At 53.3% G+C, this 21,698-nt stretch carries 23 protein-coding genes; 10 read left to right on the forward strand and 13 right to left on the reverse strand.

All coding sequences use genetic code 11. From position 1 onward, the window contains the following. Window positions 1–41: 41 nt before the first annotated feature. Together ispH and miaA are read right to left on the reverse strand one after the other, a co-directional pair. Window positions 42–959, reverse strand: a complete 918-nt coding sequence (ispH, locus tag LBJ36_01295; GenBank protein MDR1377677.1) for a 4-hydroxy-3-methylbut-2-enyl diphosphate reductase — start codon at window positions 957–959, stop codon at window positions 42–44. 144 nt (window positions 960–1,103) lie between these two features. Further along, window positions 1,104–2,051, reverse strand: coding sequence for a tRNA (adenosine(37)-N6)-dimethylallyltransferase MiaA (gene miaA / locus LBJ36_01300; GenBank protein MDR1377678.1), 948 nt, complete (start codon window positions 2,049–2,051; stop codon window positions 1,104–1,106). A gap of 297 nt (window positions 2,052–2,348) precedes the next feature. On the opposite strand from miaA, the gene cysS reads away from it, so the two are divergent. From cysS to LBJ36_01350, 10 genes are all read left to right on the forward strand, one after another. Continuing rightward, window positions 2,349–3,809 carry a cysteine--tRNA ligase gene (gene cysS, locus LBJ36_01305; protein ID MDR1377679.1) on the forward strand — a complete coding sequence of 487 codons (1,461 nt, stop codon included), beginning with the start codon at window positions 2,349–2,351 and terminating at the stop codon, window positions 3,807–3,809. Window positions 3,810–3,940: 131 nt separating this feature from the next. Continuing rightward, the gene (locus tag LBJ36_01310) at window positions 3,941–4,594 is read left to right on the forward strand and encodes an IS607 family transposase (GenBank protein MDR1377680.1); all 654 of its coding nucleotides are present in this window, start codon (window positions 3,941–3,943) and stop codon (window positions 4,592–4,594) included. A gap of 200 nt (window positions 4,595–4,794) precedes the next feature. Beyond that, the gene (locus LBJ36_01315; GenBank protein MDR1377681.1) at window positions 4,795–5,058 is read left to right on the forward strand and encodes a transposase; all 264 of its coding nucleotides are present in this window, start codon (window positions 4,795–4,797) and stop codon (window positions 5,056–5,058) included. Between the two features lie 107 nt (window positions 5,059–5,165). Further along, a complete protein-coding gene (locus LBJ36_01320; protein ID MDR1377682.1) occupies window positions 5,166–5,441 on the forward strand; it encodes a hypothetical protein in 276 nt (91 codons plus the stop codon). A gap of 133 nt (window positions 5,442–5,574) precedes the next feature. Further along, on the forward strand, window positions 5,575–6,756 hold the full coding sequence (pgsW, locus tag LBJ36_01325; GenBank protein MDR1377683.1) for a poly-gamma-glutamate system protein: 1,182 nt from the start codon (window positions 5,575–5,577) through the stop codon (window positions 6,754–6,756). Next, window positions 6,744–7,964 carry a hypothetical protein gene (locus LBJ36_01330; GenBank protein ID MDR1377684.1) on the forward strand — a complete coding sequence of 407 codons (1,221 nt, stop codon included), beginning with the start codon at window positions 6,744–6,746 and terminating at the stop codon, window positions 7,962–7,964. Before pgsW ends, LBJ36_01330 begins: the two co-directional genes overlap by 13 nt. 654 nt (window positions 7,965–8,618) lie before the next feature. Next, window positions 8,619–8,729, forward strand: a complete 111-nt coding sequence (locus LBJ36_01335) for a transposase (GenBank protein MDR1377685.1) — start codon at window positions 8,619–8,621, stop codon at window positions 8,727–8,729. A 150-nt stretch (window positions 8,730–8,879) separates the two neighbouring features. Continuing rightward, window positions 8,880–9,314 (forward strand): poly-gamma-glutamate biosynthesis protein PgsC/CapC, encoded by a 435-nt coding sequence (locus tag LBJ36_01340; GenBank protein ID MDR1377686.1) that lies wholly within the window; start codon window positions 8,880–8,882, stop codon window positions 9,312–9,314. Between the two features lie 116 nt (window positions 9,315–9,430). Then, on the forward strand, window positions 9,431–10,090 hold the full coding sequence (locus LBJ36_01345; protein ID MDR1377687.1) for a DUF2848 domain-containing protein: 660 nt from the start codon (window positions 9,431–9,433) through the stop codon (window positions 10,088–10,090). Between the two features lie 132 nt (window positions 10,091–10,222). Continuing rightward, window positions 10,223–11,062: a carbon-nitrogen family hydrolase gene (locus LBJ36_01350; protein MDR1377688.1), complete on the forward strand. Its 840-nt coding sequence runs from the start codon at window positions 10,223–10,225 to the stop codon at window positions 11,060–11,062. Between the two features lie 175 nt (window positions 11,063–11,237). Here LBJ36_01350 and LBJ36_01355 read toward each other — a convergent pair whose 3' ends face one another. From LBJ36_01355 to eutJ, 11 genes are all read right to left on the reverse strand, one after another. Beyond that, window positions 11,238–12,338: a glycerol dehydrogenase gene (locus LBJ36_01355; GenBank protein ID MDR1377689.1), complete on the reverse strand. Its 1,101-nt coding sequence runs from the start codon at window positions 12,336–12,338 to the stop codon at window positions 11,238–11,240. Between the two features lie 215 nt (window positions 12,339–12,553). Beyond that, window positions 12,554–13,708 carry a lactaldehyde reductase gene (fucO, locus tag LBJ36_01360; GenBank protein MDR1377690.1) on the reverse strand — a complete coding sequence of 385 codons (1,155 nt, stop codon included), beginning with the start codon at window positions 13,706–13,708 and terminating at the stop codon, window positions 12,554–12,556. 69 nt (window positions 13,709–13,777) lie between these two features. Continuing rightward, window positions 13,778–14,410: a phosphate propanoyltransferase gene (gene pduL / locus LBJ36_01365; protein MDR1377691.1), complete on the reverse strand. Its 633-nt coding sequence runs from the start codon at window positions 14,408–14,410 to the stop codon at window positions 13,778–13,780. Window positions 14,411–14,588: 178 nt separating this feature from the next. Next, complete coding sequence (locus tag LBJ36_01370; protein MDR1377692.1) at window positions 14,589–15,134, reverse strand: BMC domain-containing protein; 546 nt, start codon at window positions 15,132–15,134, stop codon at window positions 14,589–14,591. Further along, a complete protein-coding gene (locus tag LBJ36_01375) occupies window positions 15,134–16,588 on the reverse strand; it encodes an SLBB domain-containing protein (protein ID MDR1377693.1) in 1,455 nt (484 codons plus the stop codon). Before LBJ36_01375 ends, LBJ36_01370 begins: the two co-directional genes overlap by 1 nt. Then, window positions 16,581–18,008: an aldehyde dehydrogenase EutE gene (locus tag LBJ36_01380; protein MDR1377694.1), complete on the reverse strand. Its 1,428-nt coding sequence runs from the start codon at window positions 18,006–18,008 to the stop codon at window positions 16,581–16,583. Before LBJ36_01380 ends, LBJ36_01375 begins: the two co-directional genes overlap by 8 nt. An 88-nt stretch (window positions 18,009–18,096) precedes the next feature. Continuing rightward, the gene (locus tag LBJ36_01385) at window positions 18,097–19,104 is read right to left on the reverse strand and encodes a cob(I)yrinic acid a,c-diamide adenosyltransferase (protein ID MDR1377695.1); all 1,008 of its coding nucleotides are present in this window, start codon (window positions 19,102–19,104) and stop codon (window positions 18,097–18,099) included. 1 nt (window position 19,105) lies between these two features. Continuing rightward, on the reverse strand, window positions 19,106–19,465 hold the full coding sequence (locus LBJ36_01390) for a EutN/CcmL family microcompartment protein (protein MDR1377696.1): 360 nt from the start codon (window positions 19,463–19,465) through the stop codon (window positions 19,106–19,108). Then, window positions 19,462–19,779, reverse strand: a complete 318-nt coding sequence (locus LBJ36_01395; protein MDR1377697.1) for a microcompartment protein — start codon at window positions 19,777–19,779, stop codon at window positions 19,462–19,464. Before LBJ36_01395 ends, LBJ36_01390 begins: the two co-directional genes overlap by 4 nt. 2 nt (window positions 19,780–19,781) lie before the next feature. Continuing rightward, entirely contained in the window at window positions 19,782–20,504 is a 723-nt protein-coding gene (locus LBJ36_01400) for a hypothetical protein (protein MDR1377698.1), read from the reverse strand. After that, entirely contained in the window at window positions 20,485–21,432 is a 948-nt protein-coding gene (eutJ, locus tag LBJ36_01405) for an ethanolamine utilization protein EutJ (protein MDR1377699.1), read from the reverse strand. The genes LBJ36_01400 and eutJ overlap by 20 nt, the downstream gene beginning before the upstream one ends. Window positions 21,433–21,698 lie beyond the last annotated feature (266 nt).

Consider the following 21,698-nt stretch of genomic DNA (forward strand, 5'->3'; position numbering starts at 1 on the left):
TCCATAACCTGTTCCATTGCCACCTTAGCCCCCTTGACTGCCTACATTCTCGCAATTTTATTACAAACTTCCGTAATAAGCCACTCAGGCGTGCTTGCCCCAGCAGCTATGCCAATTCGTTGCCGTCCCTCGAACCACCTCCTCGCCATCTCGCCCATATTATCAAACTTGTCAAGCTCGCCCGCGCTCTCTATCCAAAGAACGGCCATCCCATTTATTCCCGCTATATCCCGCAACTTCGTGGTGTTGGCGCTTTCTTTGCTCCCCACCAATATCATCCCGTCCACGCGGCCCGCTAAGCGGCGCACCGCGTCTTGACGTTCCACCGTCGCTTTGCAGATCGTATTGCACACACAAAGCTCTTCCGTCTTCAAGACCAGAGTCTCGGCTATCATCGCCAAAAGGTCCTCCCGCTGGGTGGTCTGAGAAACCAGGGCGACTCGCTGGAGCCGCGGCAATTTTTCCACCTCCGCTACGCTCGCCACAACGTCAACCGCGCCGTTCACATGGCCCATAATTGACCGAATTTCCGGGTGCGACACATCTCCCAGCAACACAATATGATAGCCCTGAGAAGATAGCTCACCAGCGCGTTTTTGTGCTCTTCGCACAAAAGGACACGTCGTGTCAATCACCTGGGTTCCCCTGGCGCGGAGGGTCTCCAACACACTTCTTGCCTCACCGTGGGCGCGGATCAGAACATTCGCCCCGTCGGGGATCTCCGACGCGTCCCGCGCCACCCTCAATCCCATTGCCTGGAGGCGGGCTACTTCCTGAGAGTTGTGGATCGGCATCCCAATAGACCAGACCCCCTTGGAGCAGATCCTATCCTTATCTTTCGAGCCTTCCACATTTTTTGAGCCCTCTATGTTTTTTGAGGCCTCTACGTTTTTCAAGGCTTTTACAATATCGTCAACTGCTTGTTTCACACCGAAGCAGAAGCCCAACCGATCAGCCATGATAATTTCCGTCGCGCGACACCCGATTCTTTTAGTTGATTGAATTATCTACTTACAGTTTATTAAATATCTACTTATTAAATATTTATGTGCTAATATAGTTTATCAGGTATGAATATCAATGTATCATAGCTTATTCAGATATTATGCGCAACCTTCCAGATGTTTTTTCGCCGCCTCGAAGGCGCTTGTAAGCAATTCGCGAATACTCGATACAGACGTATCATACCACAGGGGCGACATAAATTTTCCGAACCATGTCATTTGCCGGCGACAAAATGCCTTCGTTCTCCGAATGTCCCCTTCCAGAGCCTCCTCCAGCGTCATGGTTCCCCGATGCCGGGCGGTCAGTTCTCTGTAACCGAACCCCTGCATGGAGGGAAATCGCTCGTCGAAGCCATGCTCCAGCAGCCATTCGACCTCCTCGGGGTAACCCGACGCGAATTGCCGTCGAACCCTGGACGCGATGTTCTCGTACAGATCCGCCCGCGGACGGATGAGCCCAATGTAAAGGGCGTCCATATTCGAGCGAGCCTTTTCTCCTTGGGCATAGAGCTGCGAAGGAGCTATTCCGGTGAGCGCGTGAATCTCCAACGCGCGGGATACGCGCCTCACGTCGTTGGGGTGCAACCTAGCGGCCGTGAGCGCGTCGATCTTTTCCAACATTCGGTGAAGCGCCTCCGGTCCCTCGGCCGTCGCCACGTCCTCGAAGCGAAGTCGGGTTTGGTGATCGCTGGGCAGGCCGTCGTTTAAGGTGCCGTTGAAGAGGGCATGGTAGTAAAAGGGCGTGCCTCCCACGAAAAGAGGCGTTCGACCCCGGCTCCGTATCCGCAAAACGGCGTCCTGAGCCAGAACCACGAAAGAGGCCACGGTAAAAACCTGATCCGGGTCTACCACGTCAATAGCGTGGTGGAGAATGGCTCGGCGTTCCGACAAAGACACCTTGTCCGTTCCAACGTCCATGTAACGGTAGACCTGGCGAGAGTCCACCGAGATGATCTCGGCGTTCAGAAGCGCCGCCAATTCTAGGCTCAAGGCCGTCTTGCCAACGGCTGTAGGACCGATGATCGCGACCACAGGATAACGTTCCACTGTAAATTCAAGACCTCCGTCTGTCAAAGTCACGCGCGTTTACAATGAGCAAGTCAATGAACAAGTCTTAGACTAATACAAGCCGCCGCGCAATTCAAGTGTTTTATAAACGAAGACTCAGCAGAGAAATACCTAAAGAAAATACTGAATAGAAAGTGTTAAGATTGTTTGACAAAAGCTTGCGCGGTTATTGTTTTTTGGTTTTATAGTCAAAGAAAGACTAAAAGAAAGACTATACGAAATGTATCTACTCGTTATAAGTAGGTATTAGTACGCTGAAAGGATCGGTGCATTATTTTGAGTCTGACTCTATACAACGATTTGACGAGAGAAAAAGAAAAATTCCTTCCTGTTCGGGAGGGGCACGTGTCCTTCTACAGTTGCGGTCCGACGGTATACGATTATTTTCACATCGGCAATGCGCGACCCTTTATCGTGTTCGACGTCTTGCGGCGCTATCTGGAGCATGTGGGATACGAGGTGACGTTCGTCCAAAATTTTACGGACATTGACGACAAGATGATCAAACGCGCTAACGAGGAAAACATCACGGTGGCGCAATTGGCGCAGCGATTCATCGCGGAGTACTACCAAGACGCTGACGTCCTGGGGATCCACAGGGCAACCGTGGCTCCCCGAGCCACGGATCATATGTCGGAGATCGTTCAGGTCATCGGAAAGATCATCGACAAGGGACATGCCTACGAGGTTAAAACCTCTACAGGGGACGGTGACGTTTATTTCGACGTGAAGAGCTACGCTCCCTATGGCAAACTTTCCAAGCAGAGCCTGGATGAACTGGAAGCGGGCGCTCGGGTGGAGGTGGGGGAATCCAAGCGCGATCCTCTGGACTTTGCCCTGTGGAAGGCCGCGAAGCCCGGAGAGCCCTCTTGGGAAAGCCCCTGGGGCAAAGGGCGCCCTGGCTGGCACATCGAGTGCAGCGTCATGTCCACCAAGTATTTGGGCGAAACCATTGACATCCACTCAGGCGGCGTGGACCTGACCTTTCCCCACCACGAAAACGAGGTGGCTCAAGCGGAAGCCGCCACGGGCAAGCCCTTCGTGAATTACTGGCTGCACAACGGCTTTCTTCTGATCGACAAGGAGAAGATGTCGAAATCCCTGGGCAACTTCATGACCGCGCGAGCCGCGAGGGAGAAATACCCTCCTCTGGCGATCCGCCTTTTCATGTTAAGCGCCCACTATCGCTCACCGATCAACTTCGCTCCTGACGGGCTAGAACAGGCGGCAGGAGGCGTCGCCCGTCTGCGCAACTGCTGGGCCGATCTGCTACACACTAAAGAGGATCGTGAAAAAGAGGTTTGTAAAGAGGTTTGTAAAGAGGGAGAGCTGGATGTGACGGCTTTTTTCAAAGAATTAAAGGCTTTGGACGGGCGTTTTTACGAAGCCATGAACGACGACTTCAACACCGCTGCGGCGGTGGGGGTCTTTTTCGAGATCGTGAAGCTGGTGAATACCTGGCTCAAGCGGGATAATCTTCCCATTGCCTTTTTTGATGCGGCGGAAGAAGAACTGCGCAAGTTGGACGGCATTCTGGGCGTGATGGGAATCGACGAAGAGAACGGCTCCGACGACGAGGTTCAGGAGATCGAAGTCCTGATAGAAGAGCGTAACATCGCCCGTAAAACCAAAAATTTCGCTCGCTCCGACGAAATTCGGGACGCGTTGTTGGTTCGTGGCATTGCTCTGGAGGACACGCCTCACGGCACAAAATGGAAACGCCTGTTGGGAGCGTAGATTCTACGCGGGATAACGAAGAATAGGCTGAGGGGGGCTCATGTGAGCCCCTTCTTTGATTACGTCTTTGATTACGGGGGCGTGAAGAGTACGATAGAAATATAATTAAATCTATGTTAATATATGTAATTATGAATAGATTATTAAGCATAGGTGAAGCATCTGAAATATTAGGGGTTTCGATCACAACGCTACGGCGTTGGGAAAAAATCGGGCGAATCGAGGCAGAACACACAGTAGGCGGCCATCGGCGCTATGATCTCGCCAAGATTGTTCCTTCGTTGGTACGGGTGCAGTCTCATGAGTATCGTAAGACGATTGCTTATGCTCGTGTTTCCAGCCATGATCAGAAAGATGATTTGGAACGGCAAAAGCAGGTACTGGAACTGTACTGCGCTCGTCAGGGGTGGACGTTTGAAGTCATATCCGACATCGGTTTAGGTATGAATTACCACAAAAAAGGCTTAAAGCGCTTGCTGGAATCCATTCTTGAAGGTCAGATCGGTCGAATAGTCATTACGCACAAAGATCGGCTCTTGCGTTTTGGTGTTGAATTAGTATTCGCCATCTGCGAGGCCAAAGAGGTGGAAGTCGTAATCTTGAATCAAGGTGAAGATACGAGCTTCGAAGAAGATCTTGCTAAAGATGTACTGGAGATTATCACCGTGTTCTCGGCGAGGCTTTATGGCTCACGCTCACGAAAGAACCAGAAGCTTATTGAGAACGTGAAAGCGGCTGTGGAATCCTCATACAGCGGTTCAATGTCATCGGAATCGAGAACTTGAATGTGAAAGGAATATGAAAGGAATGAAAAGGAATGAAAAGGAATGATGCGTAATCGCCGACTTTCGCGTTCCATCGCTGACATGAGTTTTTCCGAATTTCGGCGTCAAGTGGAATACAAAGTGAATATGTATGGAGATCAGTGTATGGAGATCAGTGTATGGAGGTCAGTGCATGGAGGTCAGTGCATGGAGGTCAGTGCATGGAGGTCAGATCGTGGTGGCGGATCGTTTCTTTCCAATCTTTCCAACCAATCTTTCCAAGTAGCAAGATATGCTCGTGCTACGGACAAAAACTAGGAGAGTTGCCGCTATCGGTTCGGGAATGGACGTGTCCGCAATGTGGCGCACGTCATGATGCTGACGTAAACGCCGCAGTCAAATTAAGAAATTACGCCGTGAGTTCCATGGTGTCAGCCTGGTGTCAGCCTGTGGAGAGGAAAGCTCTGGCTGTCGTCGCGAGATGATGGTGAAACTGGCCTTGGTGAAGCAGGAAGCCAACAGTAAACTTGCTCCTGATCATATTTGATCAGATTTATTCATGTTCGCATAGGTTTGGCAGAACGGTAACGGGATGACAGTGGCTTTATCGAGAATAAAAGAAATGTGTGAAAGTGCTGGGTTATCTCAGAGACGTTTTGCCCAGTGCCAGGCAATGTCATGTGAAGTCATTCAGCCCGGCCATAAGCCGAAAAAGCGAAGCGGCCGGGCCGAAGGCCGGATCGCAGGAAGTGATCGAGAAGAACAAGGTCATCTGAGCAATGGCTTCATGGTCAGCATCGCCAAGCCAGAAGCGCTAAAAACCCGAAGGGCATCGCTCGAAAATTTGTTCGCGCAATTAGAGATTTGAGAATACACGCTTACTCCCGTGAGTTTTGCGAGATTCAGCTTTTTCTTTGGCTTTATAGTCAAAAAGATACTATGCGAAATGTATCTATTCGTTATAAGTAGGTATTAGTACGCTGAAAGGATCGGATTGGCGCATGGATTTGGGACACTCAGCCATCGTATACAGAGAAAACGAATGGCATGTTGCGGATTACCCAAAAGTCGGCACAGTAAGCCAAGAGCATACATTCGATGAAACCGTTGTCAACCTGAAAGAGGCAAAAGCCGCGCGCAAGATCGTGTTCGATAGGTCTTCTCCCTTAAGGCTGGTGCTTTTGACTCTGGCAATGGTGGCGCTGTCGCGGGTGTATTCGCCTCTGTCGTCCGAGGAGTCGCGCCTTTATGCCAGAGTACGAGAGGCCCAAAATATCCTCTGGTCCGAAATGGAAAAACGTGGCTGGACGGACCCCGTCAACGACCTCGACAAGACGGGGTTTATAGGGCTAGACTGGAGCGAGACCACCACCACCTTGGGTTTCCTGGAGGCGAAACGGAACGCCTGCGATCCCCTTTGGGCCGTCCAATTCCTTCGCTGGTTCGACCGACTTGGGCTGAAAGCGGGAGACCGCGTCGTGGTGACCTCATCCGCCTCCTTCCCAGGGATGCTTTACTCCATGCTGGCGGCGGCCGAATTCCGAGGGCTCGCCATCGACCTGACGGTATCCCTAGGAGCCTCCGCCTGGGGCGCTAACCGCTCCGAAGCTCCCTGGCCTTTGCTGGCGCGTGTTTTACGCGCTCACGACCTGCTGAGGACAAGACCTCTCTTTTACACCTTGGGTGGGAACGGCGAAAACGGGGACGGCATGTTTCCAGAGGGCATCGAGGCCCTAAAACGCGCGGCAAGGGAAGATGGCGTAGAACTTTTTCGCTCCGGGCAAATCTCCGATATTATTGACCGCAAGATGGCCCTGATTGCTCCAGAAATCGCTCCAAATTCTTCGCGCGTGATCGGAGAATCAGCGGCGCGACTAGTGGTCAGCGTAGGAGGCAACCTGTCCAGTTTGGGACTCGACGAAATCGTTGTCACCCTTCGTAACGGGCTGCTCTTTCAAGAAGACGCCGCGGCCGCAGGGGATGGCGTGATTGCCCTGAGCCTGAGACTGGGGATCCCTGTATTGCATTTGCTGAACCTGCGCTCCCTTTCCCAGAAGGTGGGAATTGATTTTGAAACCCGGCGGCCTTTTTTCACGGGCAACACCTTTCTCGCGGCCCTGGCAGGACTGACGCTCTTCGTTCTCGTCTTGGCCAGCCACAAACGCTGGACATGGGAAAGCTGAATCTGGGAAAAAAATTAAGTGCGGCGCGAGAACTTTGCCACCTAGAAAAAATTCCCATTCGTGTGGTTGTGACGGGATCGAGGGGAAAAAGCGCTTTGACCCGCCTTTTGCGTCAAGGATTCTCGGCCTGCGGGTTGTCCGTCTATGCCCGCATCACCGGTGTCGTGCCTAGGGAGCTTTCGCCTTTGGGAGAGCGCGTCATTCGGCGCAGATCCCCTGCCCATATCCGGGAAACGCGTTGGTGGCTATCTCAGGTTCCGGCGGACGCGAACGCCCTCGTTGTCGAGAACAGCGCCGTCGCTCCGGAACTCCAGTCTTTTGCCTCGGACCTGATACACCCGACTCTGGTGGTCTGGACAACTCTGCGAGCCGACCACGTGGAGGCGTGGGGACCCGGACGAGAGGGCGCGGCGCGGACCCTCTTCCGAGGAGTTCCTCCCGGCGTTCCGGTGGCGGGAGGAGCAGAACTGGCGCGTTCTCCCCTGCCGCGGCTTTTCGAGGAAAACGGTAATCCCCTCTATCTTGTCCCCGACATTGTCCCCGACATTGTCACTCGACCGGGCAAAGCCGAGGAAACCGGCCATAAGAAGGAAAATTTAGCTCTCGCTGAACTGGCCTATTCTCTCTGCGGCGTGGATGCCCCGCAGATATCAACTTTACGCTCCGAGGCTATGGCGGCTATGGCGTCGCTGCCGCCCGATCTGGCGGATTTCCGTATTCTGCGAGAGGGACAGAGACAGAGACAGAGAGAAAGACAGGACGTGGGACAGGACGACGAGCTGGCTGTGGCCTTCTCCGCCAACGACTTAGAAAGTACTCGAAACCTTTTTGCCGAGACCGGCTGGAGTTTCGAGGAAACCACGCTTCTCTACCACCACCGGCCCGACCGGGGCGCCCGTCTCGGAGAGTTTCTGTCGTGGATCCGGGAATGTCCGTGGCGAGATGTGGTTTTTACGCGGGCGCGGCAACCTCGGATATTTTCCCCTTTATTTTCCCCTTTATTTTCCCTTTTGCGCCGCGACTCGATGTTCCGTGGCTCGATGTTCTGTAACCCAACGCTCCGCAATCCAATCTGGAACGACGCCATCGATGACCCCGCATCTTTCAGGGCGTGGCGCGGGGGGCGGGGCCGTGTTTTCGCCTGCGGCAACGTGGCCGGGTGGCCCTTGGAGTTTTTAAAGGAAATCGCTTCTAGTTTTACTAATTAGGATATAAGATGTAATATAACGTTATGGATAAGATATATAGTTCATGGATAAGATATATAGTTCGAGGTAAGCGACAGAATTTCTTAGCGTCAAAGTAAAAACTCTACAGAAGTGGGACATGGAATAGGTGGTAATTAGGTATTAAAGAAACAGCTGCCATTTCTAACCATCAGGTTTTTAGCAATATAAACAAAGCGTCCAGAGTTAAGAAATTAAAACGCAGGCTTAAACGAGAGTAACGTAAATTTTTTTGAAAAATTAATTATAGAAAGAAGGTGAAACCTGCTACTGTAAAATTTGCGAACCTAGACAAACAGCGTATCAAAGTCCAGAAAGCCTACTACAGACTTGATTGTGTAAGAAAAGACTATATCAACAAAATAGTCTGTGCGCTGGTTATGACCAAGCCAGCTTATATCACAATATTCTTGGAATGATGAAAAATAAGCATCTCCCAAAGGCTATAGCGGAACAGAATTTTTACTGTTTTCAAACAAAGCTGTCTGAGAAATGCAAGAGGCACAACATAGAGCTTCGAGCTGCTAACCAATTTTTTCCCTTATCTTTTTTCCCTTATCTTTTTTCCCTCATCGAAGATGTGCTCGAATTGTGGGGCTATAAAGTGGGGTTTAAAGAAGGATTTGAAGCAAGGATTTGAAGCTCGGCAATCGTGTCTATATCTGCCAAGAATGCAGGTTAAAAATAGACCGTGATTTGAACGCAGCTATGAACCTAAAGCATTGTAAACACTATAAAGTAGTGTAAAGCTATGTACCGTGGGCTACACGGGAATTTAAGCCTTTGGACTTCCGAACAAACTTGAGTAGCTTTGGCGAAAGAGGGAAGAATAAAGAAGGAAAAATCTGGACGATTACACTTTTGTGTAGGTTTTCAGTAGTAGGTTTTTTCATAAGCATGAATCCCATAAGCATGAACCCCATAACGGTGGGGTTGGGGATCTTGGCTGGGCTTTTCTGGAGCCGGCGAACGGGCTGGAGTTGCGGTGGCGTGATTACTCCGGGGTTGTTGGCTTTGTATGCCTCGAACCCTGGCAGGGCGGCTTTCATCCTCGTTTTGAGTGTCATTCTAGTCGCCCCTCTGTCGTTTGTGTCGCATGGGCTGGGCCTGTACGGAAAGGAACGCATGGGAGTTGCTATGCTCCTTGCCTTGATCGCGAAAACGGGGGTAACGTTTTTCATGCCCGATCCTTCACTCTGGATCGGTTGGGTCATCCCCGGTCTGATCGCGGCGGACGGAGAACGGCAGGGCATCGCCATGACCCTTTGCGGCGTGGTATCCTGCGCTCTTGCGGCCTCGTTTGCCACAACGCTTTTGTTAGTAGTGAATTAAAGTAAAAGGTTTAAAGTAAAAGACGTGACGTGGGAACGCGCATAGTAGATATTAATAGATATTAATAGATTTATTATAATATATTTTTATAATATATTTGAAAGGATCGGATTCGCGTGAAATATGAAGCGACAGTTTTACGCTCCGATGGACGGGCGGAGCGTGTCTATTTGACCTGGGATTTGTGCGTCGCCATCGGTTACGCTAACGCCGTGCCGACCATGTACTGGATCGAGCCTGAAAGGGTGTTCTCACTGAGACACCTCTCTGTCGTCGGAGAAGCGACATCGGGCGGGGTCGAGTTTTTCATGGCCCGTGACGAGGGAGGAGACCTCTTCGTCACACTAGCTAGCGACCACACGGATCGTGCCTTAGAAACCGTCTCCGTCTCGAAGGCCAAACAGGTGTGTGGCAAGATCGTGGCTCCCGTCTTCTGGAAGGTCTCGGATATCCGTGAACACTGGGACAAAATCGAAATATCTTCGGAAATCCCCGGAAAAATCCCCGATGGACAAGGCTACCGCGTCTACCAGAAGGGAACTCTGGGAGACCTGCCGCTCCCTGAACGCTTGGAAGAACTGGCGCGTGAAGACGCTCCTTTTACGGGCAAAATTTCGCTTTTCAGCGGAACGCTGGAGGCTATCGGCGGTAGCGTCACGGAGATTGTTCACACCATTGCCCACGCCGGGGAATTTCGGATGAGCCTTTTCGACCCGGCGCTGAACCGCGCCATCAAATTCGGCTACACGGTCACCGTTCTGCCGGATCGAAGCTAGGGATTTAAATAGAGATTAAATAGAGATAATTAAATAGAGATAGATTGAATAGAGATTTAAGTAGAGATTCAAATATAGAGATTTAAATTTAGAATAGAGATTTTAATTCAGACCAGAAAGGACCGGTTCAGCATGAAACTTCGTGTGGGAATTTTTCAAATCGACGTCACAATCGGTGATGTGGCGGCCAACAGACACAAGGTCGAACACTGGATGGAGACGCGTTATGTCCCCTCAGATCTGCCAACGGCCATCGTCGTCCCTGAACTGTGGACGACCGGATACCGCCTTGACAAGGCGGCTGAACTAGCTGACGCGGAAGGCTGTGAGACGGCGGAGTTTTTAGGGAGCCTTGCCAAGCGTTACGGTGTGTGGTTCACAGGAGGCAGCGTTCTAGCGTCGGTCAAAACGCCGTCAGGCACGAGCGGTTACGCTAACCGTGGACAAGTTATCTCACCCGACGGAAAGCTGGCGCGAAACTATGACAAGGCCCACCTTATCCGACTGATGGAAGAGGACAAATATTTTATCGCGGGGCGCGAGCCGTCACTATTTGAACTCCACACGTCCGACGGGATAGGCGGAACAGGGGTGAAAGCCGGCAACGTGACCTGTTACGACATCCGCTTCTGTGAGTGGCTGAGAGGATACGCGCTGAAGGGCGTAGAGGTTCTCTTCGTCGCGTCGCAGTGGCCGGCTGCCCGCGCGTCGCATTGGAACGCGCTTCTAAGGGCTCGCGCCATCGAGAATCAAATGTTCGTCGTCGCCTGCAACCGCGCAGGAACCTCCGACGGAACCGCTTTCGGTGGGGAATCCGCCGTCATTGACCCCTACGGAGAGCTTCTCTTCAAGGCCGGCAAAGAAGAAGAGGCTGCCTTCACCGTTATCGAAACCTCCAGAGCGTCTGAGTTCCGCAAGTTCTTGACCGTCTTCGACGACCGAGTGCCCGAAATCTACAAGGGACTTCTATAGACTAGACTGTAGAAGTCCCTTTATCATAGAAATTTTTATTGCTGATTCTCCAGTCTACGCTCTCTTACGCTTTCTTATTATCCCTTATGTTTCCTCACGTTTCCTTATGCTCTTTGATGCTTTCTCATTATTACTTATTATTCCTTAGGAATTTATTATGCTTTCTTAGGATTTATTACGCTTTCGGCTTGAATTTTTTGCCCAGGGCGTCAGCCGCTAACAGACCGTAATAAACCTCTTCGGGCGTCACCGTGACGGTGAGATTGCCCATGGTGTCACTGGGAGCGCAGGCGAGTTTTGCCGCTTCCTTCAGTTTCTCGTGATCGATGGTCTGGATGCCCAGATCCGCCAGGGTCACGGGGAGTCCCACCGAAACGCAGAAGCGGACGACGGCCTCGATCTCGCTTTCGGGATAGTCTTCCAGAACAAGCTGAGTGAGTGTGCCGAACGCGACTTTCTCACCGTGATAATAGGCATGGGTCTCGTGAATGGCGGTTAGGCCGTTGTGAATGGCGTGGGCTCCAGCCAACCCGCCGCTCTCGAAGCCGAGTCCCGAAAGAAGCGTATTGGCCTCGATGATGTTCTCCAGCGCTGTAGTTCTCGCGCCTGCCTCGACGGCGAGCTTCGCCTTCAAGCCCTGTTTGAAGAGCGTGTCGAGGCACAGCTTGGCAAGAGCCAGAGCCGCCATGGACGCTTTACCCCCCACGCAGTTGTCCGCTTCTTTTTGCGCGGCGGACTTGGCCTCGAAATATGTGGCCAGCGCGTCGCCCATGCCGGACACCAACAGCCGCGCCGGAGCCTTGGCAATGATATCCGAGTCCACCAAAATCACGTTAGGGTTCGCGGGCAGGAACAAGTAGGACTCGAAAACCCCCTCCGGAGTATACAGAACAGACAGGGCGCTACACGGGGCGTCCGTCGCGGCTATCGTGGGAACGATCACCACGGGCAGCTTCGAGTAAAAACCAGTCGCTTTCGCCGTGTCAAGCAGTTTTCCTCCTCCAACACCCACGATGACGTCGGCTTTATTCTCGGTGGCGGCCGCCTTGACGCGGTCAACTTCATTCCGGCTGCACTCTCCATTGAACTCGATGAACGCGTATTCAAGGGATTTCGCCTTCAATCCCTTTTCGATATCTCCACCCACCCGCCCGATGCCTGATTTGGTGATGAGAATGAGCGCTTTCTTTCCGAGCTTTTCAAAATAATCCCCCAGTTGCTCGATAGCTCCAGGTCCCTGAATATAGCGGCTAGGACTCGCTAAAACCTTAATCATAATTTCCCCTCCTTATAATAATTAATAGTGATTGATCATAATTAATAAGAATTGATGGTGATTGATAACAATTAATCATAATTAATAATAATCGATCACGATTGATAGCGATTAATTATGACTAATAATAATTTAATCATGATTAGTATCGATTTATCATTATTAATAGTCATTTATCATGATTAATCATAATTGATTATGATTAATGATCGAAATTAAAACGCTTCTTTATAGAGAGCGAGCAAGTCAGCCTCCGTGACGCTCCGTGGGTTGCCAGGGGTGCAGACGTCCTGGAACGCGGCGGCGGCCAGCGCGGGAAGGTCTTCCTCCTTCACTCCCAGCTCACGCAGCTTCTCCGGCACACCCACATCGAGTGAGAGCTGACGCACGGCCGCGACGGTAGCCTCCCGCGCCTCCTCCAGGGACATCTCGTCGATTCCGAGCACGTTTATAGCGCGTCCGATCTCCCGGAACTTTTCACCGCAGGCGGGCGCGTTGAAAGCCATCACATAGGGAAGCAGGAGCGCGTTGGCAACGCCGTGGGGAATGTCGTAAAATCCCCCCAGTGGGTGTCCCATGCCGTGAACCGCGCCAAGTCCCACGTTTGAATACCCCATCCCGGCGACATACTGCCCTAGGGCCATTTGTTCGGCCGCCTTGGGATTGTTGTCGAGGACGGAAGCTCGGAGATTGGCCGCAATGAGCTGAATCGCCTTGAGTTCCACCATGTCGGAAAGTTCCCAGGCTCCTTGGGTGATGTATCCCTCTATAGCGTGAGTGAGGGCGTCCATTCCGGTGGCCGCCTTCAAGCCTTTGGGCATGGAAGCCATCAGCTCCGAGTCCACGATGGAGAGAATCGGGATGTCGTGAGGATCGACGCAAACGAACTTTCGACGCTTGGCCACGTCGGTGATGACGTAGTTGATCGTGACCTCGGACGCCGTGCCTGCTGTCGTCGGAATCGCGATGATCGGTACGCTTTTCTTCTTTGTGGGGGCGACGCCCTCCAGGGAAAGCACGTCACCATACTCTGGATTGTTGATGATGATCCCGATGGCTTTGGCCGTGTCCATGGGTGAACCACCACCCACCGCCACCAGGCAATCCGCCGCGGCTTCTTTGTACGCCTTCACTCCGGCCTGGACATTCTCGACCGTGGGGTTTTGTTTGATATCGTCGAAAATTTCATAGGCAATACCCGCGCCCTTCAAGATATCCTCGACTTTCGTCGCGACCTTGGCCTTGATCAGATCCTTATCGGTCACGAAAAGAACTTTTTTGAATCCTCTGGCTTTGATCTCGTCTGGAAGAACGGAAACAGCCCCTCCGCCAAAATACGACATTTCATTCAATACCATACGTTGAGTCACCATCGAGTACCCCCCCTATGTTTGAAGTCTCGGGCTCCGCGAGCCCCGACTCCATATTTCTTCACACGATCACACGATGATTTTACCCCAATCTCCGTTGACGATTCCTCCAGCGTTCGCTTCGTCCGTGTCGATGTGAATTTCGTCTGTGAACTCGCTCGATACCCGCAGCAACACTCCCCCAAACCTCAAAGGCCGCCGTCCTTCAAAGATCAACGACACGGTTTGTTTATCCCGTAGCCCGTATTTTGCCGCGAATCCCAAAGAAAGGTGCACGTGGCGGAGCGCCGCGATGGCGCAAGCCCGCTCTATCCACACGCCGTTTTCTGGGTTCTCGATCACGACGGAGGCTGCCCCGGTCAGGTTGCCGGATTCGTTGACGGGGACAATCTCCCCAAGGGTAAAAGAGTCCGTCAACGATATTTCCACCTGCGTCTCCTTCCTGACCGGTCCCAGAATACGCGCGCGCTCCAAGCGGCCCTTGCAGCCCCTTATCGTCACCGTCTCGTCGCAGGCGTATTGACCGGGCAAGAGGTTTTTTATCGGCGTGAGCGCGTGGCCCTTTCCAAAGAGCGTGTCCAAATCCTCCTGCGAAACGTGTACGTGCCTGTTCGACACCCCTACTTTCACGTAAGGACTGCCCATGTATTTATCGACGGCTCTTTTTACGGCCTCGCGCAACCTAGCGGAGTCTAGCGGCATGAAATCCGCCTGCTACTGAAAACCTACACAAAAGTGTAATAGTCCAGATTTTTCTTTTAAGTCTGTAGTAGGCTTTCTGGACTTTGATACGCTGTTTGTATAGGTTCGCGAATTTTACAGCAGCAGGTTTCACCTTCTTTCTATAATTGATTTTTCGAAAGAAATTACGTTAATTATTCTAAAATAGGCTGGACAGGAGTTTCTTGTCCGGCCTGGCGATAACCGTCTTATTGACCAGCATCCCCTCGTCCGCGCGAATCGCCGCCGCCGCGTCCACCGCGCTTCGCACCGACGAGACGTCGCCGGAAAGAACAACAAAACTTTTGCCGCCTATGCCTGTGCCGAGCCGGATATCGACGAGCTCCACCGGAGCGGCTTTCACCGCCGCGTCCGCCGCAATCAACGACGATGTTACGGAAAAAAACTCCATTACGCCGATGGCCTCTATTTTATCTGGAATGCCCGCCATATTGACGGCCAAGATCACCTTAGGGTGAATTTTGGGGAGCACCAAGGATGACACAACAAATCCAGCGCCTTGGGCAACCCCGGTCTGGATCGATTTCTCGACGTTGGCGATCTGCCCATTAATAAGGATGTAGTATTTCCCAGGACACGAGGCCTTCGCGGACATGAGATTGACGCTGGCGGCTTTCAGCATGGAATCCGCTACTTCTATGCCGCGGGCGATGCTGGAAAGCTCCATGAATCCGATAGTGTTCATTACGCGCCTCGTTTCGTTATTTCAATAACACTTCCGACCTCCACGACGACGCCGTCGATGGAGGCATGGACATTAGCGCTGACGCGCCCATCCGCCTCCGCTATAAGCTGGCCCAGCGACACCCGGTCACCGACGTTCACGAGGGGGCGAGCCGGAGCGCCGATATGTTGTTTCACGGGTATCCGCACGCGATCAGGCGAAAGCTCAACGAAACCCTCCGCTTTTTTTTCATAAAGGCTCTGAAGTCCCATTCTCGCCATGATCTTGGGTGGCGCTATTTTTCTGTGCTTTCTCATCTCGTCAGGAACGAGCGGCGCTTCATGTTTTTTTTCATTCGCGTTTTTCGCGTGGCGAACGCCTGCCAGCAACTTTTTCACGTACTTATTGACCTGTCTCGGAGAAAGCCCCATTGGGCAGGCGAACGTCTCGCATACCCCGCACTCGCTGCATATCAGAGCTTCTTTAAGCGTTTCCAGCGCCGGGCTCTCCAACACCGGGTTTTCGGCGGCGAAGTCCATCGCGGCCATGCAACGCATGATTCTATGCGGCCTCAGAGGGTGCCCTATGAGGTGTCGCGGGCATAGTTCTGTGCAGAACGAGCACTGAACGCAGGCTGACTTGGCCCTGTTCAACATCTTTCGCGTTGCCGTATCGTGTGTGCAGGCGTCAAAGTTACCCGAGGCGGGGATCACGATAATGCCCGACGTGGTCTTCGTCACACACTTTGAGTTTATTGCTGAATTTCTTTCTGAATTTCTTCCCGGGTTTATTTCTGAGTTTATTTCTGAGTCGTTTAGGACGGTTCCCATCATGGGGCCGCCGTCGATGATCTTAAAACGCGCGAGCCCGCTGCCTCCACAGGCGTTCAGACATTCGGAAAACGACGTGCCCACCGGTACTTTCAACACCGTCGGACGCGCGACCTCTCCCGCTACCGTCAAGAATTTGTGCGTAACCGGACGACCGCTCAGGGCGTGATAGATATTCCACATCGTGGAGGAATTGGAGACGACGACCCCTACATCCAGAGGAATGCCCGACGGAGGAACCACGCGGCCCGTAACGTCGTACACGATCATCTGCTCGTCTCCCGCCGGGTAGTAATTGTCCAAAGGGAAAATTTCGACACTGGAGCCCAGATGAGCAATGGCGCCTCGGACACTGGCAATCTCCTTCTCGTTCACGGCCTTGATCGCGATGTGGATTTTGTTTGCCGAGACATGCTTCGCCACGGCGGACGCGGCCTCGACGATCTCGTCGGGATGGGTGTTTAGCAGGTATTTATCCGTCGCCAGCAGGGGCTCGCACTCTGCGGCGTTGACGAGCAGGACCTCCACCTTGCAGTCAAGTTTGATGTGCGTCGGAAACCCCGCGCCTCCCGCGCCGACGACTCCGGCGTCTCTTACTCTATCGAGCAGGCTGGTCACGAGCGTATCTGCAGACGCGCTATACAATTCGGAACGAACCAGCCAGTACGCAGCGCCTCACCCGGCAGAAGGACAAAGGGGTCGTGGGTCCCTGACCGGTCGTGGTCGCGATTGTGAACGCGGTGGGACAATCCCCTCCATAGCCGATCGAGGCGAAAGACGGCGCGTTTTTCGTGAAAATCGTCGTTTCCATCATGCGAGCCATAACGCTCATGTGATGGATATTCGTGCTGTGAATAACGGCCGAGTGTCTGAAACCGTGCTCGGCTCGCAGAGAAGCGGCCAAGCCCTCCTCGAAGTCGGCGACACGCGTCATAGGCAGTATCGGCATCAACAATTCCTCCTGGACGAACGGGTGTTTCTCCGGTGTTTCCACAAGAATGATCCGCGCGTTCGCCGGTATCTTCATACCTATTTGCGAGAGGATATACTGGGGGCTTTTTCCCACCATCGCTCTTGAGGGGTTGCCGTTTTTGATGACCAGGGACAGCAGTTTATCGATATCCCGCGGGTTCTTCAGCTCGAAGGCCAGACCGCTTTCGAGCATGTGTTTTTTCAGTTCATCGGCCACGCAGTTGACTACAAAAAGCTCCTTCTCCGCGATGCAGGTGAGGTTGTTGTCGAAGGAACAGCCCATGATGACGTCCAGGGCGGCTTTTCTCAGATCGGCGGTCTCGTCCACCAAAACGGGAGGATTGCCGGGTCCCGCGCCGACGGCGGGTTTTCCCGACGCCAGCGCCGCGTTTACGACGCCTGGTCCGCCTGTGGCCACGACCATTCTGATTTTGGGATGGCGTATTAATTTTTCGAGATTATTCATGCTGGGCTCCGTCAGGGTGACGACCAAGCCTCGCGGCGCTCCGAGTCTTTCGAGGGAACGGGCCACGAGGTTCACCGTGTGGAGGGTCGAACGCGCTGCGGTTGGGTGAGGCGCGAAAACGACGCCGTTGCCACCGGCGATCATACAGATCGTGTTGTTGAAGACGGACGCGACGGGGTTGGTGGAGGGAGTGATGGCGGCTATGACGCCGAAGGGCGACAGCTCTTCCAGGGCCAGCCCATGATCGCCGGTGATGGCGTTTACGCGGAAAAACTCCGGCCCCGGCGTCTTTTCCAGAGCGAGGCGTTTTTTGAGGATCTTGTCATCCACGCGCCCCATGCCTGTTTCTTCGAGAGCCATGATAGAAAGTTCCTTGATCGTCTTTGCGTCCAACAATTCTTTGCGCATTTCATTAATGATTCGGATGCGCTCCTCTAGTAAAAAATCCCACTGCCACGCGCGTTGAGCCTCGGTAGCGGCCTCCAGCGCGTCATCTACGGACTCGTAACCGTTTGTTCCAAGCTCTTTCGATTCGCCCGGTTCTAGTTGATTCAAGAGAGCCATTACTTTTTGCGTCACATCTCTGACGAGCGTTTCTCGTGTGCTCCCATCGACCAACGCGCTCACCTCGCAATATATATATGTAAGATCAAACTGTCTTGGGGCTCTGCCCCAAACCTCGCATAAGGGCCTTGGGCCCTTATGAATCCCTTTTTTACCGATTTACCCAAGCGGTTAGGGCGGCTTCCGCTACGGTCACGTCCTCGTCCACGGTTCCGCCGCTCACGCCCACCGCGCCCACCACACGTCTGCCTGAGTCAGATCCAGAGAAAAGAGGGATTCCTCCACCGAAGACCACCAGGTTTGGATCCGACTGAAGGCCCCAGAGCATCGCCCCCGGTCGCGTTACCTCTGCGAGTTCTGCCGTCGGCAGCCTAAGTTGAGTCGCTGTGAAGGCTTTCTTTTGAGCCAGCCCAACGCTGACGGGCAAAACACCCTCCTGACGCGCGAAGAGCACCAGTTCTCCTCGCGAATCGCAAACAGCCATCGCCATGGGCACTCCCCCCTGCTCCGCCTTTTCCCGCATCGCGCGTAGAAGACGCTCCGCCACTTCAAGTCTCATGTCCATGTCTATCGTTGCCTCCTTTATTGTTCCCTCTTTTATTATTGCCTCTTTTATCGCTTTTTTTTCCAGCGCTTCGGACACGAGGTGGGTGATTCGCTCGATCTTTTCCTCGTAATCCGCCCATTCCGCCAGAGCAAAAACATAGTCCGACAATCGATTGATGACTTTGAGTTCTTCCGCATCCAGTTTTTCTTCGCGTCGGAGCGCAACGGCTTCTCGCTCTGCTCTTCTCAGGGTGGCGCGAGCCAAATGTAGGGCGCCCCCTGCTCGGCTTTCGCCCGGCGTGACGAAAGTATCAGGCATCGGCACGATTTGGCGCGTCGTCTCGATGCGCTTTTCGATGTCCGAGGCGGTGAGGAGCGGCCCTTTCAGGTTGTACAGGGAGATTCTGCCCATCAGACGCGTCATATCAGCCTGAAGCTCATGAATGGCCGGAGCCACAGCGACGGGGGCGAGGGCGCGCGCCAAACCCAGAGCGCTGTTTGCTTCGTCTATCGTGCCGTAAAGAGCGACCCGCCGCGCGTCTTTGGGAACTTTCGTGTTGTTTCCCAGGCGTGTCTCGCCTCCGTCGCCAGTTCTGGTGTAGACCCTACCCACGTTAGAGGACCTCTTTTCTGTTCACGAGGATCTCTTTTCTGTTCACGTCTCTGTTCACCAGGATCTCTTTTCCATTCACGTCGGTTTGATCAATGATACCGATGATCGCCTCGTCCACCGGAGAATCGCGATCCTCCGAGGACGCGTTACGCGCGGACGAACCGGACGAATACAAGACGAACTCTCCCACGCCGACCCCCACGAGATCCACAGCGATAGTGAACTCTCCGCTTCCCGCGAACGGGATCAGCGAACCGTCTGGGCTTGGTTTGAGCTGTTGGACGATGAGGAGCTTATGCCCCGTCAGTCGCTCATGTTTTGGTACGGCGACGACCGAGCCTACGACTTTGCCCAGCTTCACGCGACCACCCCCTCGTTTAACAGCGCCGTCAAGACCTGTTTCACGTCCGCGACGGCGCCGATGAACGCCATCGTGACGATGTGCTGCGGGCAATTACCGACGACCTCCATCACCGTCACAGGGCTGGTTTTCGCTCCCACGTCGGCGGCGTAGCACATTTCAGCGAGCGTCCCTTGGACGAGCAACACCGCGCCCCAGCTCGCGGACTTCAGCGTTTCTTCCTCCGCCGCGGCGCGTCCCACGAGAATCCGCCGTGTCAGGAGCCTTCTCGTCGAAGCCGACGGAGAATAAATACACTTGTGCAAAAGCGCCATGATTAAAAGACTTCCTCGACGCGAATTTTCAGTTGAGTAAGTCTATCGAATGCCTCAGGCGTTAGTCTCGCTCCTTTGGCAAGGCGAATCACGGAGCCACGTCTCATGGACTCCCGCGCGAAAGGCGCTATCTCCACCCAAGAGAACCAGCCGCCGGACACCGTAACCGCCGGGACCTCCGGTATTTTTGATATTTGTGATATTATTGATATTTCTGATGTTGATATTTCTGATGTTGATGTTGTTGTTGTTATTTTTGATAGACCCATAAACTTCATTCCTCGCTGGGAGAGGGATTCTAGAACGCGATCACACGCCCGCGCCCGTTTGGACGACGAGAAGCGAAGCCAGGCGTTGAATGGAGAGGCATCGAAGAGGACGGGGATGGAAGCCTCCAATGCTCCCTCGATCAGGAACGACTCCAAAGAGACGGTCATTCCAGAGGCTACCTCGCACAGTATCCCCGCGTTTCCAGAGGGAACGACGAGCATGTTCAACGTTCGTCCCTCCCCCTCCGATTCTCCCAGTTCTTCGAGAAGTGACACGGTCTGTCCCCAAGGCGTGGGGAGCGTGGGCACGAAAGCCTCATGGCAGTAATGGACCCACCTGAAGCCCTGTTGGCGTTCTAAAAAAACAGGGGCGGCGGGCCACAGAAAGCCGACTCTTTTCTCGTTCAGTCTTTCTATGACCAGTGACGCCAGAGCCTTAATTTTCTCCGGTTCCATTTTTTTCGTTTCCTTTTCTTTCGTTTCCCTTTTCGTTCCAGAGGCGAGTGGCGATGCCCGCGGGAGTCACCATCAATGGATGAGGGCACAACTTCACCTCTGAGCCCACCGCCGCGGACAAAACCTCTTCGGCTCCCGGCAACGCCGCTCCGCCACCCACGGTAATGATGGAGACCTTCCCATAAAAGCCGCTTATTTCAAGATGTTTTCGCGCGATGGTACCCATCTTTTCGAGGGTAGGTCGAAGCAAGGGGACAAGGTTGGGGTTGCGCGCGATATTCCGTTTCAGTTTTTCGGCCTCATCGAAAGGAATTTTCAGCGCGCCGGCAAGAACGAGCGTCATGTGAGTTCCCCCCGTCGGCTCGTCGGCGGAGTAAACGACCTTGCCACCTTGAAGAATTGAGATACCCGTTGTGCCGCCTCCTATATCGACAATGGCCCCGTCGGTGAAACCCAGAGCGTCTGCCGCTGCCGTCGGCTCCTCGTAAAGGCCCTCACAGGGAAATCCCAGAGTCTCCACGACGTTAGCGCAAACTTTGGCCGTTCTTTCGGAAATGCCGGGCGGGTACGCCGCGGCGCCTATGCTGCCTTGCGGGCCATTGCCGTTCAACGAGCGTCCGAACCGACGTTCCAGGCGCTCCAGGCAACGTTGCATCGTAGCCACCGCGGAAAGGTAATCGACGACAACCCCATCCGCGACGGATTCCCCCGACTCTTCCATAGCGGCTCCCACGGGCTCACCCTTTTCGTTCAGGGCGACCAGGACCGTGTTGGTTGTGCCGAGGTCGAAGCCCAAATATAAGCTCTTCCACTCCGTAAGGGCAGAAGTCGCCCCCAGCGACGCTTCGAGTGGCTCCAACAAACCAGGACCATAGGCCCTGGACCCGTTAGCCTTCGGCGGGTTATTCACATTCTGTTCTCCGCTCACGTTGCTCGCTCACCTCCCTGGGGGCCAGGGGACATCCCCCTGGTTATCCGTGTTTTTTTGTATTCTTTCCACGTTTGCCCGGCTTGGGCTTATTCTCCGTCTGCTGTGTTTCATGTTCGGTTGGATCAGTTGGTTCACTTAGATTATTTGAATCACTTGCTTCGCTTGCTTCACTTGAATCACTTAGTTCACTTGAACTACTTGCTTCACCTAGATCATTTGAACTATTTGGTTCACTTGAATATCTTGACGTAAGCTGATCATTT

The sequence above is a fragment of the Synergistaceae bacterium genome, from assembly GCA_031267575.1.
In the GTDB taxonomy this organism is placed as follows: Bacteria; Synergistota; Synergistia; order Synergistales; family Aminobacteriaceae; genus JAIRYN01.

Excerpts from the sequence above, each read along its gene's own strand:
- ispH (MDR1377677.1), bottom strand. The coding sequence starts at position 959 with ATGGCTGATCGGTTGGGCTTCTGCTTCGGTGTGAAACAAGCAGTTGAC.
- LBJ36_01310 (MDR1377680.1), top strand. The coding sequence starts at position 3,941 with ATGAATAGATTATTAAGCATAGGTGAAGCATCTGAAATATTAGGGGTT.
- LBJ36_01315 (MDR1377681.1), top strand. The coding sequence starts at position 4,795 with ATGGAGGTCAGATCGTGGTGGCGGATCGTTTCTTTCCAATCTTTCCAA.
- LBJ36_01320 (MDR1377682.1), top strand. The coding sequence starts at position 5,166 with ATGACAGTGGCTTTATCGAGAATAAAAGAAATGTGTGAAAGTGCTGGG.
- pgsW (MDR1377683.1), top strand. The coding sequence starts at position 5,575 with ATGGATTTGGGACACTCAGCCATCGTATACAGAGAAAACGAATGGCAT.
- LBJ36_01330 (MDR1377684.1), top strand. The coding sequence starts at position 6,744 with ATGGGAAAGCTGAATCTGGGAAAAAAATTAAGTGCGGCGCGAGAACTT.
- LBJ36_01340 (MDR1377686.1), top strand. The coding sequence starts at position 8,880 with ATGAATCCCATAAGCATGAACCCCATAACGGTGGGGTTGGGGATCTTG.
- LBJ36_01350 (MDR1377688.1), top strand. The coding sequence starts at position 10,223 with ATGAAACTTCGTGTGGGAATTTTTCAAATCGACGTCACAATCGGTGAT.
- LBJ36_01355 (MDR1377689.1), bottom strand. The coding sequence starts at position 12,338 with ATGATTAAGGTTTTAGCGAGTCCTAGCCGCTATATTCAGGGACCTGGA.
- pduL (MDR1377691.1), bottom strand. The coding sequence starts at position 14,410 with ATGCCGCTAGACTCCGCTAGGTTGCGCGAGGCCGTAAAAAGAGCCGTC.
- LBJ36_01370 (MDR1377692.1), bottom strand. The coding sequence starts at position 15,134 with ATGAACACTATCGGATTCATGGAGCTTTCCAGCATCGCCCGCGGCATA.
- LBJ36_01395 (MDR1377697.1), bottom strand. The coding sequence starts at position 19,779 with ATGGCGCTTTTGCACAAGTGTATTTATTCTCCGTCGGCTTCGACGAGA.
- LBJ36_01400 (MDR1377698.1), bottom strand. The coding sequence starts at position 20,504 with ATGGAACCGGAGAAAATTAAGGCTCTGGCGTCACTGGTCATAGAAAGA.